Consider the following 15,041-nt stretch of genomic DNA (forward strand, 5'->3'; position numbering starts at 1 on the left):
CACTCTACCCAAGGCGCTACTGCCGCGCCAGGCGCAGGGGCTCGGGCGGGCGTTCGCCGGGAGTGGCGCGCCAGGGGCTGATGTCGAGCCCGCCACGGCGCACGTAGCGCGCCAGCACCAGCAGGCGCTCCGGTTTCGCCCTGGCCATCAGGTCGGTGAAGATGTGCTCCACGCAGTGCTCGTGGAAATCCTGATGTTGACGATAGCCGATCAGGTAGCGCAGCAGGCTCTCGCGGTCGAGCCTGGGGCCGCGATAGCGAATCAGTACGCTGCCCCAGTCGGGCTGGCCGGTGACCGGGCAGTTGGACTTGAGCAGGTGCGAATAGAGCGTCTCCTCGACGATCTCCTCTCCCACCTTCAAGTGCTCGGCGCTGGGAGTGTAGGCGTCGATCTCAATGTCGAGTTCGTCCAGGCACTCGCCGGGCAGCCGACACACCGCCAGCGCCGCGTCGTCGACATCGAACAGCTCCACCGAGACCGGTGCCCCGGCGGCCTGGGCCAGATCGCGCTCGAGGATTTCGATCACCTGTTCGCGGCTGTCGAAGCGGGTCTGGTTGAAGCCGTTGAGGTAGAGCTTCCACGACTTCGACTCGATCAGGTTGGGCGACTCCGCCGGCAGACGAAAACGTGCCACGGCCACCAGCGGCTTACCGCGGGCGTTGAGCCAGCTCACCTCGAAGGCGTGCCACTCATCCTCGCCGACGAAGGGCAGTTTGCCCTCTTCGATGCCCAGCGGCGTGCGATTGGCCGCGCGGGGGATGGGATAGAGCAACCCGGCATCGTAGTGCTCGGGATAGGCGGACTCGCGCCCCAGCGGGGCATGCTCGAGCGTGTCAGGACGTTGACTCATGATCTGATACCTTTACCCCTCTCCAGCATCCACAGGGCGATGGCGAAGAGCACGATGATGAAAGCGAAGATGGCCGTCAGCGCCCAGCCTACCGGAATGTCGGAGATACCGAGGAAGCCGTGGCGAAACACGTTGACCATATAGAGTATCGGGTTGAGCAGCGAGACGTTCTGCCAGAAGGTCGGCAGCAGCGAGATCGAGTAGAACACCCCGCCCAGATAGGTCAGCGGCGTGAGCACGAAGGTCGGCACGATGGAGACGTCGTCGAACTTGTCGGCCAGCAGTGCATTGATGAAGCCGCCAATGGAGAACAGCGCCGCGGTGAGCACCACCACCCCGAGGGTCAACAGCGGGTGAGCCACGCTGATGCGTGTGAAGAACAGCGATACCAGGGTGACGATGGCGCCCACCCCCAGGCCGCGGGCCATGCCGCCCAGCACGAAGCCGGCCAGGATCACCCAATTGGGCATGGGAGAGACCATCATCTCCTCCACGCTGCGCTGGAACTTGTTGGAGAAGAAACTGGAGGCCACGTTGGAGTAGCTGTTGGTGATCACCGCCATCATGATCAGCCCCGGGACGATGAAGTCCATGTAGCTGAAGCCGTCCATCTCGCCGATGCGCGGGCCGATCAGGCTGCCGAAGATGATGAAGTACATGGCCATGGTGATGGAGGGCGGCAGCAGGGTCTGCGGCCAGATCCGCGTGAAGCGCTTGATTTCCTTGAGTACCAGGGTCCACAGGGCGATGGCGATCTGAGCGGCGCTCACTTGCTCACCTCCGCTCCGTCGAGTTCGCGCTGCATCTCATTGCCCTGCTCCACCATCGACACGAACATCTCCTCAAGCCGGTTGGCGCGGTTGCGCATGGAGACCACCTCGATGCCCTGCTCGCCCAGAGCGGCGAAAACGTCGTTGAGCCGCTGGCCGCGGTGTACCACCACGGCCAGCTGGGCACCCTCCACCTTGTGCACCTCGAAGCCCTCGACGTGCGGGACCTGCTCCACGGGGCGGGAGAGGTCGAGCAGAAAGGTTTCGGTATCGAGTTCGGCGAGCAGCTCGCGCACGCCGGTGTTCCGCACGATCTCGCCGTGGTTGATGATCGCCACGTTGCGACAGAGGCTCTCGGCTTCCTCGAGATAGTGAGTGGTGAGGATGATGGTAGTGCCCTCCTCGCGGTTGATGCGGCGCATGTACTCCCACATGCTGCGACGCAGCTCGATGTCGACGCCGGCGGTGGGCTCATCGAGAATCAGCAGTTTGGGGCGGTGCATCAGGGCGCGGGCGATCATCAGGCGGCGCTTCATGCCGCCGGAGAGCATGCGCGCGCTGCCGTTGCGCTTGTCCCACAGACCGAGGTCCTTGAGCAGTTGCTCGGCACGGGGCAACGCCTCGCTGCGCGGCATGCCGTAGTAGCCTGCCTGGGCCAGCACGATGTCGATGACCTTCTCGAACTGGTTGAAGTTGAACTCCTGGGGCACCACGCCCAGGTGGTACTTGGCCCGGGCGAAGTCGCGGTCGATGTCGATACCGAAGATCGAGACCCGGCCGGCGGTTTTCTGCACCAGCGAGCACACCACGCCCAGAGTAGTGGACTTGCCGGCCCCGTTGGGGCCCAGCAGGGCGAAGAAATCTCCCTGCTCGACGTCGAGATCGATACCCTTGAGGGCATGAAAGCCGTTGCCGTAGACCTTCGTCAGGCCACGGATCGACAGCGCCGGTTCGGCCATGGGACATCCTTGCGTTGGGATGAAGTGCGAGTCCAAGAGATTAGGGCGCGAAGGAATTTTTCAAGTCGCCGCCTGGAAAAACGCCGAAACCCTCGCCCATGGGCAAGGTCATCAAATTAAGAAAGGGGGGGCGAGCCTTGGCATATTCGAGATGGAGAAGAAAACTGGAGCGGGAGAGGAGATTCGACGGTCCGGCGCCCCGGCTTCCGGCCCGAGCCTTGGCATCTTGGACATTGGATAGAAAAACTGGAGCGGGAAAGGAGATTCGAACTCCCGACCCTCGCCTTGGCAAGGCGATGCTCTACCACTGAGCTATTCCCGCTTATTGCCTCTAGAGTGTCGACCATGGACATCACAGAGTATCGAAGTGGCGTCCCATAGGGGGTTCGAACCCCTGTTCCCGCCGTGAAAGGGCGGTGTCCTAGGCCACTAGACGAATGGGACGCAAAAGCCAGACCGTGCTGGAGCGGGAAAGGAGATTCGAACTCCCGACCCTCGCCTTGGCAAGGCGATGCTCTACCACTGAGCTATTCCCGCATGCACGAACATCTATGCTATCGATAAAGCTACTTCTACCGCAACCGGAAGGTGGCGTCCCATAGGGGGTTCGAACCCCTGTTCCCGCCGTGAAAGGGCGGTGTCCTGGACCACTAGACGAATGGGACGCATTGGAGCACCTACTCATTCTGCCGAAGCAGAATTTGGAGCGGGAAAGGAGATTCGAACTCCCGACCCTCGCCTTGGCAAGGCGATGCTCTACCACTGAGCTATTCCCGCACTCTGCTCTTGCACTTCGGTCCTACACTCCGGTACCCGTTGAAACCAGCGTAAAACGAGTGGCGTCCCATAGGGGGTTCGAACCCCTGTTCCCGCCGTGAAAGGGCGGTGTCCTGGACCACTAGACGAATGGGACGCTGTCGTCTCGCTTTCGCCTCAACGAGGTGGCGCGAATGTTACTCAAGCCCCCCGAGGCTGTCAACTGTCGGCCTCGGGCTGGCCGAAAAGAGGGAAAACGGCCAAGCTTTCAGTGTCAGATGAAGTCGACGTCGCCCAGCAGGAGAGAGGCCATGCGCAAGAAGATCGTGAAGAGCGATGCCGAGTGGCAAGCCCAGCTTACCCCTGAGCAGTATCGCGTGACGCGCCAGCAGGGCACCGAGCGCCCTTTCAGCGGCGACTACCAGGTGACCGGCGAGCACGGCATCTACCACTGTGTCTGCTGCAATGCTCCACTGTTCGAAAATGAGCACAAGTTCGAAGCCGGCTGCGGCTGGCCCAGCTTCGACCGCCCATTGGGCAAGGCCGCCGTCGAGGAACGCCCCGACGACTCCCACGCCATGCAGCGCACCGAGGTCGTGTGCGCTCACTGCGACGCTCACCTGGGCCATGTGTTCCCCGATGGCCCGCCCCACACCACCGGGCTACGCTACTGCATCAATTCGGTGTCCATCTCCTTCCATCCCGGCGAGTAGTCCTCCTCCACCCTGCCGAGGCCGCCCTTCTGCTATGATGGGCGGCCTCGTACGGTTTGCAGGAGTGGCACATGCTCGGCTGGTATCCGGGACACATGAACAAGGCGCGCCGCCAGATCCAGGAGGCGCTGCCGGAAATCGACGTGGCGATCGAGGTGCTCGACGCCCGCCTGCCCTACTCCAGTGCCAACCCCATGCTGGCCGGCCTGACCCGCCACAAGCCGGTACTCAAGATCCTCTCGCGGGCCGACCTGGCCGACCCGGAGCGTACCCGGGAGTGGGTGGAGCACTTCGATTCGCTGCCCGACACCCGCGCGCTGGCGGTCACCACCACCAACGCCCGCGAGCTCAAGCGCATCCCCAAGCTGTGCCATGAGCTGGCCGGGCAGGTACGCGCCGACCGCGATGTGCGGGTGATGATCATGGGCATTCCCAACGTCGGCAAGTCGACCCTGATCAACGGCCTGGCCGGCAAGGCCATTGCCAAGACAGGCAACGAGCCAGCGGTGACCAAACGCCAGCAAAAGGTGCGCATTGCCGGCCGCGTGGCGCTGATCGACACCCCCGGCGTGCTGTGGCCGAAGATCGAAGATCAGGCCAGCGCCTATCGCCTGGCCGCCAGCGGTGCCATACGCGATACCGCCATCGATTACGTCGACGTGGCGGTGGTCACCGCCGCCGAGCTGGCCCGCCGCTATCCCGAGGCGTTGAAGGCTCGTTACAAGCTGACCGCCCTGCCGCCCTACGTGCCCAACCTTCAGGCTGAACAAGTAGAGGCGGATGGACCGAAGCGCATCGACCTGCTCGCCGTGGCCGGCTTCGACGGCCATGCGATACTGGCCGAGATCGCCAGCCGTCGTGGCGGGCTGCGCCCCGGCGGCGAGATCGACCTGCATCGCGGCGCCGAGGTCCTGCTGCATGAGCTGCGCGACGGCAAGCTGGGCCGTTTGACGCTGGAAACCCCCGCCGACATCCCGCCGCCGGAAGCCGACGAAGAGCCAATGCCACAAGCGGCGATCAGCGATAGCGGCGACGCCGACAACCCCGCATAATCACTGAGTTCCGGCAGCAGGGCTGACCGGAGCCACCGGACACCACTGGAATCTCGGACACCTCATGGATACGCCCTCCACGTTCAGGAAATCGTACAAGCTCGACAACGTCTGCTATGACATCCGCGGCCCCGTGCTCGAGCACGCCAAGCGGCTGGAAGACGAAGGCCACCGCATCCTCAAGCTGAACATCGGCAATCCCGCGCCGTTCGGCTTCGAGGCCCCGGAGGAGATCCTCCAGGACGTAATGCGCAACCTGCCCACTGCCCAGGGCTACTGCGATTCCAAGGGGTTGTATTCGGCACGCAAGGCGATCATGCAGGAGTGCCAGCGCAAGGAGATTCCCGGCGTAGGCATCGAGGACATCTTCATCGGCAACGGGGTGTCCGAGCTGATCGTGATGGCGCTGCAGGCGCTGCTCAACGATGGCGACGAGGTGCTGATTCCCGCCCCCGACTACCCGCTGTGGACCGCCGCCGCCCATCTTTCCGGCGGCCATGCGGTGCACTATCGCTGCGACGAGCAGGCCGACTGGGCGCCGGACATCGCCGACGTGCGCGCCAAGGTTACCAGCCACACCCGCGCCATCGTCATCATCAACCCCAACAACCCCACCGGCGCGGTCTATCCACCCGAAGTGGTGCGCGAGCTGCTGGCCATCGCCCGCGAGCACGATCTCGTGGTGTTCTCCGACGAGATCTACGACAAGATCCTCTACGACGATACCGAGCACGTCTCCACCGGCGCGCTGGCCGACGAGGACCAGTTGGTGGTGACTCTCAACGGGCTGTCCAAGAGCTACCGCTGCGCCGGCTTCCGCTCCGGCTGGATGATTCTTTCCGGCAGCGTGGCCATGCAACGCGCGCAGGATTACATCCAGGGCCTCAACATGCTCGCCTCGATGCGCCTGTGCGCCAACGTGCCGGCCCAGCACGCCATCCAGACGGCACTGGGCGGCTATCAGTCGATCAACGACCTGATCCTGCCCGGCGGCAGGCTGCTGGCCCAGCGCGACATCACCTACGAGAAACTCAACGCCATTCCCGGGGTGAGCTGCACCAAGGCCAAGGGCGCGCTCTACGCCTTCCCGCGGCTCGATCCCAAGGTCTACCCCATCCAGGACGACCAGAAGCTGGTGCTCGATCTGCTGCTGCAGGAAAGAATCCTGCTGGTACAGGGCACCGCCTTCAACTGGCCCGAGCCGGACCACGTGCGTATCGTCACCCTGCCCTGGGCCGATCAGCTCGGCGACGCTCTGGATCGCTTCGCCCGCTTCCTGTCACGCTATCGCCAGTAAGCGTCGGCCTAGACCCGATTTTTCGGCTCGGACTTGAAACCTCCGTTAACCAGCCGTATCTAATCAACAGATTTTCTGGGCCGCCCGGTGCGGCCCTCGCTTCCTTGAGATGACCGGAGACTCCGAACGATGATGAGAATACTGCTCTTCCTGGGCACCAACCTGGCGGTGATCCTCGTCGCCAGCATCACGCTGCGACTGCTTGGGGTGGAGGGTTACCTGCGCGGCGAGGGCTTCAACTTCAATGCCCTGCTGATCTTCTGCTTCATCGTCGGCATGGCCGGCTCGCTGATCTCGCTGTTCCTGTCGAAGTGGATGGCCAAGCGCGGCACCGGCACGGTGGTGATCACCCAGCCGAGCAACGCTACCGAGAAGTGGCTGCTCGATACCGTTGAGGAGCTGTCCCGTGAGGCCGGCATCAAGACGCCCGAGGTCGGCATCTTCCCTGCGCAGCAGTCCAACGCCTTCGCCACCGGCTGGAACAAGAACGACGCCCTGGTGGCGGTTTCCGCCGGTCTGCTCAACCGTATGCGCCCGGAAGAGGTGCGCGCGGTACTGGCTCACGAGATCGGCCACGTGGCCAACGGCGACATGGTCACCCTGGCGCTGATCCAGGGCGTGGTGAACACCTTCGTGATGTTCTTCGCCCGCGCCGTGGCCCACCTGGTCGACAACTTCCTGCGCGCCCGCAGCGGCGGTGAAGGCGGCCTGGGCTTCATGGGTTACTTCGCGGTGGTGATCGTCGCCGAGATTGTGTTCGGCCTGATCGCCTCGGCCATCGTTGCCTGGTTCTCGCGCTACCGCGAGTACCGTGCCGACGCGGCGGGCGCCCAGCTGGCCGGTTCCGGCGCCATGATCAATGCCCTGGCCCGGCTCAAGGCGGAGACCGAGCTGCCCGATCAGATGCCCGACACCCTGCGCGCCATGGCCATCACCAAGGGCCAGACCCGCTCGCTGATGGAGCGTCTGTTCGCCAGTCACCCGCCGCTGGACGATCGTATTCGTGCGCTCAAGGAAGCCGCTTACCGCTGAGCCCTGCACGAGAAACCGGTACATGAGCCCGATACATAACTCGGTCCCAAAGACCGGTACGCAGCAGTAGAACCAGAAGAGCCCGTCGCTACGACGGGCTCTTCTGCGTTCAGGCCTGTTGCAAAATGGAACCTCACGCCAGACGCAGTCCCGCACCCTGCAGCCAGGCTGCGTGAGCCGAGGCCGCTTCGCCCAGCTCGAGGTTGAGCGTCGAGAGCTCCCGGCGCAGCGGATAGTTGGCGCGGCAGGCGTCGAAGCCGGCTGCCATGCCCAGCTGGCGACTCTCCCGCAACAGGCTGTCATGGTCGCGACGCACGTCGTAAACCGCACGCAGGCAGAGCCGCAGCGTCTCCTCGGCATCGAGCCCACCTTCAAGGACCAGACGCGAGACGGGGGGCCGGGGCAGTAGATCGTCCAGCCCAAGCCGTGCCGGCAAGCCCAGATGCCGGCACAGCGCGGTATAGATCTGGTGCGTGCCGCGCAGCTTGCCATCCAGGCTGTGACCGGCGATGTGGGGGGTGGCAATGGCGGCCAGATCGCGCAGCGCTGGGTGGATGGCCGGCTCGTCCTCCCACACATCGAGTACCGCCGTGATGTCGCCCGGGCCGGACAGCCGCTGACGCAGCGCCGCGCCGTCCACGCAGTCGCCCCGCCCGGCATTGAGCAGCAGCGTGCCGGGGGCCAGCTCGGCGATGCGCTGCGCATCGAGCAGATGATGAGTGGCGTGTGGCCCTTCGCGAACCAGCGGCGTGTGCAGGCAGAGCACGTCGCACTCGTCGATGAGGGTATCGAGAGCCGCGAAGCCCTCACTGCCCTCACGTTCAGCCCGGGGCGGGTCGCAGGCCAGGCAGGCGATGCCCATGGCGCTCAGTCGGGCCAGCAGCCTGCCGCCCACGTTGCCCACGCCGACGATGCCTACCCGGCGCTCGGCGAGTCGCCAACCCTGACGCTCGGCCAGCGTGAGCAGACTGCCCAGCACGTAGTCGACCACCGCTTCGGCATTGCAGCCCGGTGCGCTGGCGAAAGCGATGCCGTGGCGCGCCAGCGCCGCCTGGTCGACATGGTCGGTGCCGATGGTACAGGTACCGACGAAACGCAGCCGGGAGCCCCGAGCCACGGCGGTGTCGAGCGTCGCCGCGTCGAGCCGCGTGATGGAGCGAACCACCAGCACGTCGATGTCCTGCAGGGCCGCCGCATCGATCTCGCGCCCCGGCCGCCTCACCAGTTCGCCCAGTTGGCCGAAGCAGGCCTCGGTGCCCGGCACGTTGGCATCGACGAGAATACGCATGTTCACTCCCAGTAAAGCTCTTCCAGCACCACGGCAGGAATGGGCGCATCGCTCCATACACCCTGCAGATTCGACTTGCGTATGGCCTGCTGCGGCTTGAGAAACAGAAAGACGTGAACCGCCTCTTCGGCCAGATGACGCTGCGCCTCAGCCAGCAGGCGGTGACGCTCGGCCGGGTCCTGCTGCGCCTCGATGCGTGACCAGAGTTCGCGAAACGTCTCGCTGTGATAGTTGAAGTAGTAATCATCGCGAGCGTAGATGTCGATGTCCATCGGTTCCACGTGGGCGATCACGGTCACGTCGTAGTCACGCTCGGTGAACACCTGACGCAGCCACTCCCCCCAGGAGACCCGCTGCAGCTCGACCTCGAAGCCAACCGCTTCCAGGTCCGAGGCGATGTAGAGGCTGCTCTGCTCGGCATACTGGGTCGGCGGTACCGTCAGCGTCATGGAAGTTCCAGCGCTGACGCCAGCCTCGGCGAGCAGGTCTCGAGCCCGCTCGGGGTCGTAAGGGTAGCGCTGGCTCAGGTCCACGTAGGCCGGATGGCGCGGCGAAAAGTGACTGCCGATCAGGGGCGGGTCGATGGAAGGATAGATCGCCAGCAGCGCCTCGCGGTTGACGGCATGGGAAAGTGCACGGCGCACACGTATGTCCTGGAAGAGTGCACGGCCATGATTCATGGCCAGCAGCACTTCGCCCTCGCTGAGACCGTCCTGGATCTCGTAGTCGGCTCGCTGCATGAGCGGCATATGAGCGGTCAGGCTGCTGGCATCGGGGTAGAGATCGATGGCACCCTCCGAGAGCAGATTCTCCAGTTCTACCCGGTTGGGGGTGAAGGTGAACAGCGCCTCGCGAATGGCTGGCAGCTCGCCCCAATACGCTTCGAAGACACGCAGCCGAACGCCCTCCTTGCGCTCCCAGCCGACGAATCTGTAGGGGCCGGTGCCCACCGGATGCGTACGGTTGGTGTGTACCGTATCGGGATGGACGATCACGGCGGCGGAGAGCGCCAGGCGGAATGGCAATAGCGCATCGGGCTGCTCCAGCTCGATGCGCAATTCATGCGTCCCCACTTCCTCTACGTGGCGAATCGCCCGGAACAGATGGCGCTGTGGATTGGCATTCTCGGCCTCCAGCAGGCGCCGCAGGCTATACGCCGCCACTCCAGAGTCGAATGCCTTGCCGTGATGAAAGAAGACGTCGCTACGCAAGACGAAGCGATAGACGAGGCCATCCTCGCTGACCTCCCAGCGGCTGGCCAGCGCCGGCTGCACCTCGCCATGCCGGCCGATGCGAGTGAGGCCCTGAAAGACATTCAGATGCAACGCCTCGGCCACGGTGCTGGATGCCGTCAGCGTGGGGTCGAGGTGCGGTGGTTCCAATTGCAGCTCGACCCGCAGGAGGGCCTGGGAAGCGTCTCCTGGCACCGCCAGGAACGAAAGGCTTGCGAGCAGAACCACCGCCAGCCGCCGGCTGAACGCATCACCCATAGGCCGCCTCTTCGGAATCGTCATTCGAAAGCCACTGATACATGACGCGATTGCGCCCGCTGCGCTTGGCCCGATAGAGCGCTTCGTCGGCCGCCTTGAGTGCTTCGTCGAACTCGCCGCCCGCCAACTGTTGTGCCAGGCCGAAGCTTGCCGTGACACGCAGCGCCGTTTCGCCAAGCTCGATGGCATGACTTTCGAATTCCTGGCGTATCTGCTCCAGCATGGGCGCCACTGCGTCGATGTCGAGTCCGGGCAGCAGCGCCACGAACTCCTCGCCGCCGTAGCGGGCCAGCAGAGCCGACTCGGGCAGCCCCCGCCGCAGCCGGTCGGCAACCCGACGAATCACCCGGTCGCCTGCCTCGTGGCCATGGGTGTCGTTGATCGCCTTGAAGTGGTCGATATCGATCATTGCCACGCAATAATGCTCGGCCACCAGGACGCTGCGGCGCTCATTGCACTCGCGTTCGAAGTAGTGTCGGTTGCGCAGTTGGGTCAAGGCGTCATGCGTGGCCAGGAAGTCGAGCTCCCGGTTCATCGCCATGATCCGCCGTTCGTTGTCGTTGATGCGATAGACATAGCGTTGGATGGAGCGCGCCATCTGGGCGATTTCGTCGCTACCGTCCACTCGAAGCTCATTCGGGGCGGGACGCTCACGGCTGATGACCCGCTGCAGCTTGACCACCCTGCGCACCACCGAGCGGTTGATATGAAACGCCGTGGCCAGCAGCAACAGGACGGCAATCAGGGCAAAGCCCTTCAAGGCGCCCTCCCGCTGGCGCAGTTGCTGCTCCATCTGCTCGGCCGAATCGCGAATGGCGAGGCGAATACCGCTGACGTGATAGCCGATGGCCACGTTCAGGTCCTGGGAGAGAGAACGATTGGTGCGCATCTGCCGGGCCAGCAGCCTTTCGGTCTCGCGCAGCTGGGCATCGCTGGTCTCGTCCGGCGCTTGCTGAAGCTGCCCAACGAGATCGATACGCCGCTGAACCAGAGCGTCCAGTGCGTCGAAGCTCTCCATCAGTTGATCGCGCACTCGCTCGATATCATCGAAGCTGCCTGCCTCGCCGCGTATGGCGGCAAGCTCATCCACCAGCCGTTCCATCCATTCACGCCGGTCGGCGATCTCGAACAGAGCCTGGCGCCGGCTGAAGTGATCGTCGGCCAGCAGCAGCATCGCGCCGCTGCCCAGCATGCTCTCGCTCTGCTGCATCAAACGGCTGGCCGTCATCAAGGCATGGGTATGCCGCTCGGAGAACTGCGAGACGGTCACGCGATACTCACCGAAGGAGTGTAACGCCAGCAGAATGGTGGCCAGTATGACCAGTGTCGGCACCATCGTGAGAGCGGCCAGCCTGGCTGTCAGTCCAAAAACTCTTCTCATGTCATACCAGCCACCCTCTTCCCTCGCTTGCTCGAGGACACCGAGGCTATACAATGCCGTATCTGCTACTCGACTTATCGGCAGAGCCAATGTTTTCTTTATTCCGTCACGGGGAGCGAATGTGATCGTCCGCTGGGAAAGTGACCACGATTACGTGCTGGTGCACATCCACCAGGACATGTTCGGCGACTGGATCTTCAGCCGCGCCTGGGGCCAGATCGGCACTCAGTTCGGCGGCCTCAAGCACATGCTCGCCGACGATCACGATCAGGCCAGGATGTGGCTCGCCGACGAAGCCACTATCCAATCCTCACGCGGCTTACGCAAGGTGCTGGAGGTCGAGGCAGAGAGCGCCGAAGGGCAGGCGGCAGTGCGGCAGCTCTCGCTGCTGGATGTGCTATAGCTCCTCTCTGCCGAGCTTCTTTTCGTCTATCCAGTGCTGCAACAAGCCTTGCAGTTCCTCGCTGACCTCGGCCACCCGTCGGGTCAGCGGCACCAAGCCTTGATTCCTCCCCCCCTGCCGGACCTCCAGCGCCTCCTGCACCAGTCGGTCATAGGTGGCATGCAACCTGGCGATTCGCCCCAAGGGGGTGGCCGTCGCGACCGGACCGGCTTCCTGCTCAGACAGCCACTGCTGCAGACGACATTGGCCGCAGCCCGTTTCGGGAAGGTCATGACGTTCACCTTTCAGGTAATCCAAAACACCAGCTGCGCAGGAGCGATGATCGACCATGGCGTAAATGGCCCGCAGCTCCGCCTGCCGGGCCGGCTGTCGCTGCCGCCATGATGGATCGGGACGCCAGGTTTCGAGCCACGTGGGGATCGATTCAGCCGGCATGGGGCGGGCAATGGCGTAGCCCTGCCCGACTTGATACCCCATCGCCAGCAGCAGACGTCCGTGCTGCAGGGTTTCCACCCCCTCGGCAATGATCTCGCGGCGAAATGCGACGGCAAGCCCCAGCACGCCTTCGAGAATCGTCAGATCCTCCGGGTCGTCGAGCATGTCGCGCACGAAGCTGCGGTCGACCTTGATTGCACTGGCAGGCAGATGGCGCAGATAGCTGAGCGAGGAGTATCCGGTACCGAAGTCATCGAGCGCGAAGTCGACGCCAAGGGCATGGCACGCCTTCATCACGTTGGCAACATGAGCGACATCGCTCAGCGCGCTGGTCTCCAGCACCTCCAGTACCAGGTCGCCCGGCGTCACGCTGGGATGACGCTCGATCTCGGCGCGCAGGTGCTCGACGAAGCTGGGCTGCTGAAGATGCAGGGCGTCGATGTTGACGCTGACCGGCAGCCGGATACCCGCCGCGGCCCAGGTCTCGAACTGGTCCAGAGCGTGGGCCAGCACCCATTCGCCCAGATCGACGGCCAGCGGATGCTGCTGGATCACCGGCAGGAAGGAAGCAGGGGCCAACAGCCCGCGCTGAGGATGCTGCCAGCGGATGAGTGCCTCTACCCCGAGCACCTCGCCCGTCGCCATGTTGACCTTGGGCTGATAATGAAGCACGAACTCCTCGCTGGTCAGGGCTTCGCGAATACGCTCGAGACTCTCGAGATGTCCGCGCACCGCCCTGTCGTGCTCGGCATCGAAGACATGAAAGCGATTCTTGCCCGCCTGCTTGGCCTGGTACATGGCCTGATCGGCCTGCCGGATGAGCTGCTCGGGCTCGATATCGTCGTCGGGGGCGCAATGCACCAGCCCGATGCTGCCCGAGACGTAAAGGCGATTCCCCTCGATGTCGATCGGCTCCGCGATGTGGTCGAGCAGGCGCACCATCAGACCGTTCACATTCGCCGTATCGCTTTGCTCGGGCAGCACGAGAATGAACTCGTCGCCGCCGAAACGAGCCACCGTGTCGGCTTCGCGCAGGGTCGACGTCAACCGCTCGGCAATGGTCACCAGGACCTGGTCGCCGAAAACGTGGCCATACTGATCGTTGATCTCCTTGAAGCCGTCCAGGTCGATGTAGGCCAGGGAGACCTGGCAGCCGCTGCGCCGCGCCGTCAACATGGCCTGACGCAGCCGGTCGGACAACAGGATACGGTTTGGCAGCCCGGTCAGGCTGTCATAGAAGGCCAGGTTCTGTAGCTGCTGCTCATGCTGCTTCTGGCGGCTGATGTCGGTGAAAATTCCCACATAGTGGGACACTTGGCCCTGCCTACCACCCACCTTGGAAATGGTCAGAAGTTCCGGAAAGACTTCACCGTTCTTGCGCCGGTTCCATATCTCCCCTTCCCAGGAGCCGCGCTCGAGCAGCGCTTTCCAGAGTTCACGGTAAAAGGCATCGCTCTGCCGCCCCGACTGTAGCAGGCGTGGATTCTTGCCCAGCACCTCGTCGCGATGATAGCCCGTGATGCGCGAGAAGGCGTCGTTGATGTCGAGGATGTCGCCCCGGGCATCGGTGATGACGATCCCCTCCCGGGCATGCCGGAACACACTGGCGGCCAGTTCGATCTCCGCCGTCTTGCGTGCCACCAACTGGCGCAACCGGACGTTCCACGTGACGATCAAGGCCAGCAACAGCGCGAGACCCGCAGCGTAGAGCCAGTAATCGCGCCAGTCGAACTCGACTCTCCCGGGCAGCGCGGCCCCCACCCACTTCTCCTGGAGGCGATCGAGCGTGCCGCTGGCGCGAGCGTGTTCGATCCCTTTGTTCAGGATCGATTGAAGCAGGTGGTTGTCGTCCGCTACGGCCATGGCGTTCAGACCAACGTACAGCGGCTCACCCACCCGTTTCATCAGTTCGTGCAGACCGCTGCTGTAGAGGTGATAGAGCACGATCTGCTCGTCGCCGACCATGGCGTCGGCACGCCCCTCGATCACGGCCATCGCAGCACTGGCGAAATCGTCGGTCTGTACCAGTTCGAACTCGAGCCCCAGCCCGGCCAGATACTCCTTGGCATAGTCGCCGCGCTGGGTGGCCACCCGCTTGCCATCGAGATCCGAGACCAGCGCGATGTCGGGGCGTCCGGCAGAGACGAAGATCGAGGCAGGCACTTCGAAGACCGTTTGCGTGAAGTCGAACTGCCGGTCTCTCACCTCGCTGTAGAAAAAGCTGGTGAGGACATGCGCCTCGCCGCTCAATACACGCTGCTGCGCTTCCTGAAAGACGGTATCGGTGAACTCGGCGTGAAACCCGGCCTCGGTGGCAATCCACTGGGCCAGCTCCACCATCATGCCTCGAGGCTGCTGGTGGGCATCGATGAATTCGAAGGGGGGATAGCGCGTCTGGCTGACGAAAACGATGGGTTCGTTCTCATGAAGGAAATGCCGCTCCTCCTCGGTCAGCGCGATACCGACGTGATCGGCACCTGACACCGAGCTGACCAGGGCCAGCAGCATGCCGGCCACAGCAGTGCGCTGCCACCGCCTGCGTTGCGGTGCATTCATCCCCACCCCCGTGCCAACGAGCCCATGCCTTTTTGATTGTCACCAATGCGCTACCGTCA

12 protein-coding genes and 6 tRNA genes are annotated in these 15,041 nt (G+C 63.8%); 5 read left to right on the forward strand and 13 right to left on the reverse strand.

Going from position 1 to position 15,041, the window contains the following annotated elements; all coding sequences use genetic code 11:
* Positions 1-16: 16 nt before the first annotated feature.
* The 9 genes from queF to HOP59_RS12980 all read right to left on the reverse strand — a co-directional run bounded on the left by queF (position 17) and on the right by HOP59_RS12980 (position 3,492).
* Positions 17-850, reverse strand: coding sequence for an NADPH-dependent 7-cyano-7-deazaguanine reductase QueF (gene queF, locus HOP59_RS12940; protein ID WP_010627843.1), 834 nt, complete (start codon positions 848-850; stop codon positions 17-19).
* A complete protein-coding gene (locus HOP59_RS12945) occupies positions 847-1,620 on the reverse strand; it encodes an ABC transporter permease (protein WP_010627842.1) in 774 nt (257 codons plus the stop codon). The genes queF and HOP59_RS12945 overlap by 4 nt, the downstream gene beginning before the upstream one ends.
* Positions 1,617-2,579: an ABC transporter ATP-binding protein gene (locus HOP59_RS12950; protein WP_234254206.1), complete on the reverse strand. Its 963-nt coding sequence runs from the start codon at positions 2,577-2,579 to the stop codon at positions 1,617-1,619. Before HOP59_RS12950 ends, HOP59_RS12945 begins: the two co-directional genes overlap by 4 nt.
* A gap of 247 nt (positions 2,580-2,826) precedes the next feature.
* Positions 2,827-2,901 (reverse strand) — tRNA-Gly (locus HOP59_RS12955).
* Positions 2,902-2,947: 46 nt separating this feature from the next.
* Positions 2,948-3,023, reverse strand: a tRNA-Glu gene (locus HOP59_RS12960).
* Between the two features lie 18 nt (positions 3,024-3,041).
* Positions 3,042-3,116, reverse strand: a tRNA-Gly gene (locus HOP59_RS12965).
* 52 nt (positions 3,117-3,168) lie between these two features.
* Positions 3,169-3,244: transfer RNA gene (locus tag HOP59_RS12970), tRNA-Glu, on the reverse strand.
* Between the two features lie 37 nt (positions 3,245-3,281).
* Positions 3,282-3,356 (reverse strand) — tRNA-Gly (locus HOP59_RS12975).
* 60 nt (positions 3,357-3,416) lie between these two features.
* Positions 3,417-3,492, reverse strand: a tRNA-Glu gene (locus tag HOP59_RS12980).
* Between the two features lie 154 nt (positions 3,493-3,646).
* Between HOP59_RS12980 and msrB the strand changes: the two genes are divergently transcribed.
* The 4 genes from msrB (at position 3,647) to htpX (ending at position 7,429) form a co-directional block, all read left to right on the forward strand.
* Positions 3,647-4,048: a peptide-methionine (R)-S-oxide reductase MsrB gene (gene msrB, locus HOP59_RS12985; protein ID WP_010627840.1), complete on the forward strand. Its 402-nt coding sequence runs from the start codon at positions 3,647-3,649 to the stop codon at positions 4,046-4,048.
* A gap of 71 nt (positions 4,049-4,119) precedes the next feature.
* Entirely contained in the window at positions 4,120-5,100 is a 981-nt protein-coding gene (ylqF, locus tag HOP59_RS12990) for a ribosome biogenesis GTPase YlqF (RefSeq protein ID WP_234254207.1), read from the forward strand.
* A gap of 64 nt (positions 5,101-5,164) precedes the next feature.
* Positions 5,165-6,397 carry a pyridoxal phosphate-dependent aminotransferase gene (locus HOP59_RS12995; RefSeq protein WP_234254208.1) on the forward strand — a complete coding sequence of 411 codons (1,233 nt, stop codon included), beginning with the start codon at positions 5,165-5,167 and terminating at the stop codon, positions 6,395-6,397.
* Between the two features lie 129 nt (positions 6,398-6,526).
* Positions 6,527-7,429: a protease HtpX gene (htpX, locus tag HOP59_RS13000; RefSeq protein WP_010627837.1), complete on the forward strand. Its 903-nt coding sequence runs from the start codon at positions 6,527-6,529 to the stop codon at positions 7,427-7,429.
* Between the two features lie 133 nt (positions 7,430-7,562).
* Here htpX and pdxB read toward each other — a convergent pair whose 3' ends face one another.
* From pdxB to HOP59_RS13015, 3 genes are read right to left on the reverse strand one after another with little or no spacing between them, the layout of a single operon-like run.
* Positions 7,563-8,717, reverse strand: coding sequence for a 4-phosphoerythronate dehydrogenase PdxB (pdxB, locus tag HOP59_RS13005; RefSeq protein WP_234254209.1), 1,155 nt, complete (start codon positions 8,715-8,717; stop codon positions 7,563-7,565).
* Positions 8,718-8,719: 2 nt separating this feature from the next.
* Complete coding sequence (locus tag HOP59_RS13010; protein ID WP_234254210.1) at positions 8,720-10,207, reverse strand: ABC transporter substrate-binding protein; 1,488 nt, start codon at positions 10,205-10,207, stop codon at positions 8,720-8,722.
* Positions 10,200-11,588 (reverse strand): GGDEF domain-containing protein, encoded by a 1,389-nt coding sequence (locus HOP59_RS13015; protein ID WP_234254211.1) that lies wholly within the window; start codon positions 11,586-11,588, stop codon positions 10,200-10,202. Before HOP59_RS13015 ends, HOP59_RS13010 begins: the two co-directional genes overlap by 8 nt.
* A 121-nt stretch (positions 11,589-11,709) precedes the next feature.
* On the opposite strand from HOP59_RS13015, the gene HOP59_RS13020 reads away from it, so the two are divergent.
* A complete protein-coding gene (locus HOP59_RS13020) occupies positions 11,710-11,991 on the forward strand; it encodes a hypothetical protein (protein WP_010627833.1) in 282 nt (93 codons plus the stop codon).
* Here the strand turns inward: HOP59_RS13020 and HOP59_RS13025 are convergent.
* Positions 11,986-14,982 (reverse strand): EAL domain-containing protein, encoded by a 2,997-nt coding sequence (locus HOP59_RS13025; protein ID WP_234254212.1) that lies wholly within the window; start codon positions 14,980-14,982, stop codon positions 11,986-11,988. The two genes, HOP59_RS13020 and HOP59_RS13025, sit on opposite strands and share 6 nt — an antisense overlap.
* Positions 14,983-15,041: the final 59 nt, after the last annotated feature.

Source organism: Billgrantia aerodenitrificans (genome assembly GCF_021404405.1).
GTDB lineage: Bacteria > Pseudomonadota > Gammaproteobacteria > Pseudomonadales > Halomonadaceae > Halomonas > Halomonas aerodenitrificans.

Coding starts and splice junctions, on each gene's coding strand:
- queF (WP_010627843.1), bottom strand. CDS start 850: ATGAGTCAACGTCCTGACACGCTCGAGCATGCCCCGCTGGGGCGCGAG.
- HOP59_RS12950 (WP_234254206.1), bottom strand. CDS start 2,579: ATGGCCGAACCGGCGCTGTCGATCCGTGGCCTGACGAAGGTCTACGGC.
- msrB (WP_010627840.1), top strand. CDS start 3,647: ATGCGCAAGAAGATCGTGAAGAGCGATGCCGAGTGGCAAGCCCAGCTT.
- ylqF (WP_234254207.1), top strand. CDS start 4,120: ATGCTCGGCTGGTATCCGGGACACATGAACAAGGCGCGCCGCCAGATC.
- HOP59_RS12995 (WP_234254208.1), top strand. CDS start 5,165: ATGGATACGCCCTCCACGTTCAGGAAATCGTACAAGCTCGACAACGTC.
- htpX (WP_010627837.1), top strand. CDS start 6,527: ATGATGAGAATACTGCTCTTCCTGGGCACCAACCTGGCGGTGATCCTC.
- pdxB (WP_234254209.1), bottom strand. CDS start 8,717: ATGCGTATTCTCGTCGATGCCAACGTGCCGGGCACCGAGGCCTGCTTC.
- HOP59_RS13010 (WP_234254210.1), bottom strand. CDS start 10,207: ATGGGTGATGCGTTCAGCCGGCGGCTGGCGGTGGTTCTGCTCGCAAGC.
- HOP59_RS13015 (WP_234254211.1), bottom strand. CDS start 11,588: ATGAGAAGAGTTTTTGGACTGACAGCCAGGCTGGCCGCTCTCACGATG.
- HOP59_RS13025 (WP_234254212.1), bottom strand. CDS start 14,982: ATGAATGCACCGCAACGCAGGCGGTGGCAGCGCACTGCTGTGGCCGGC.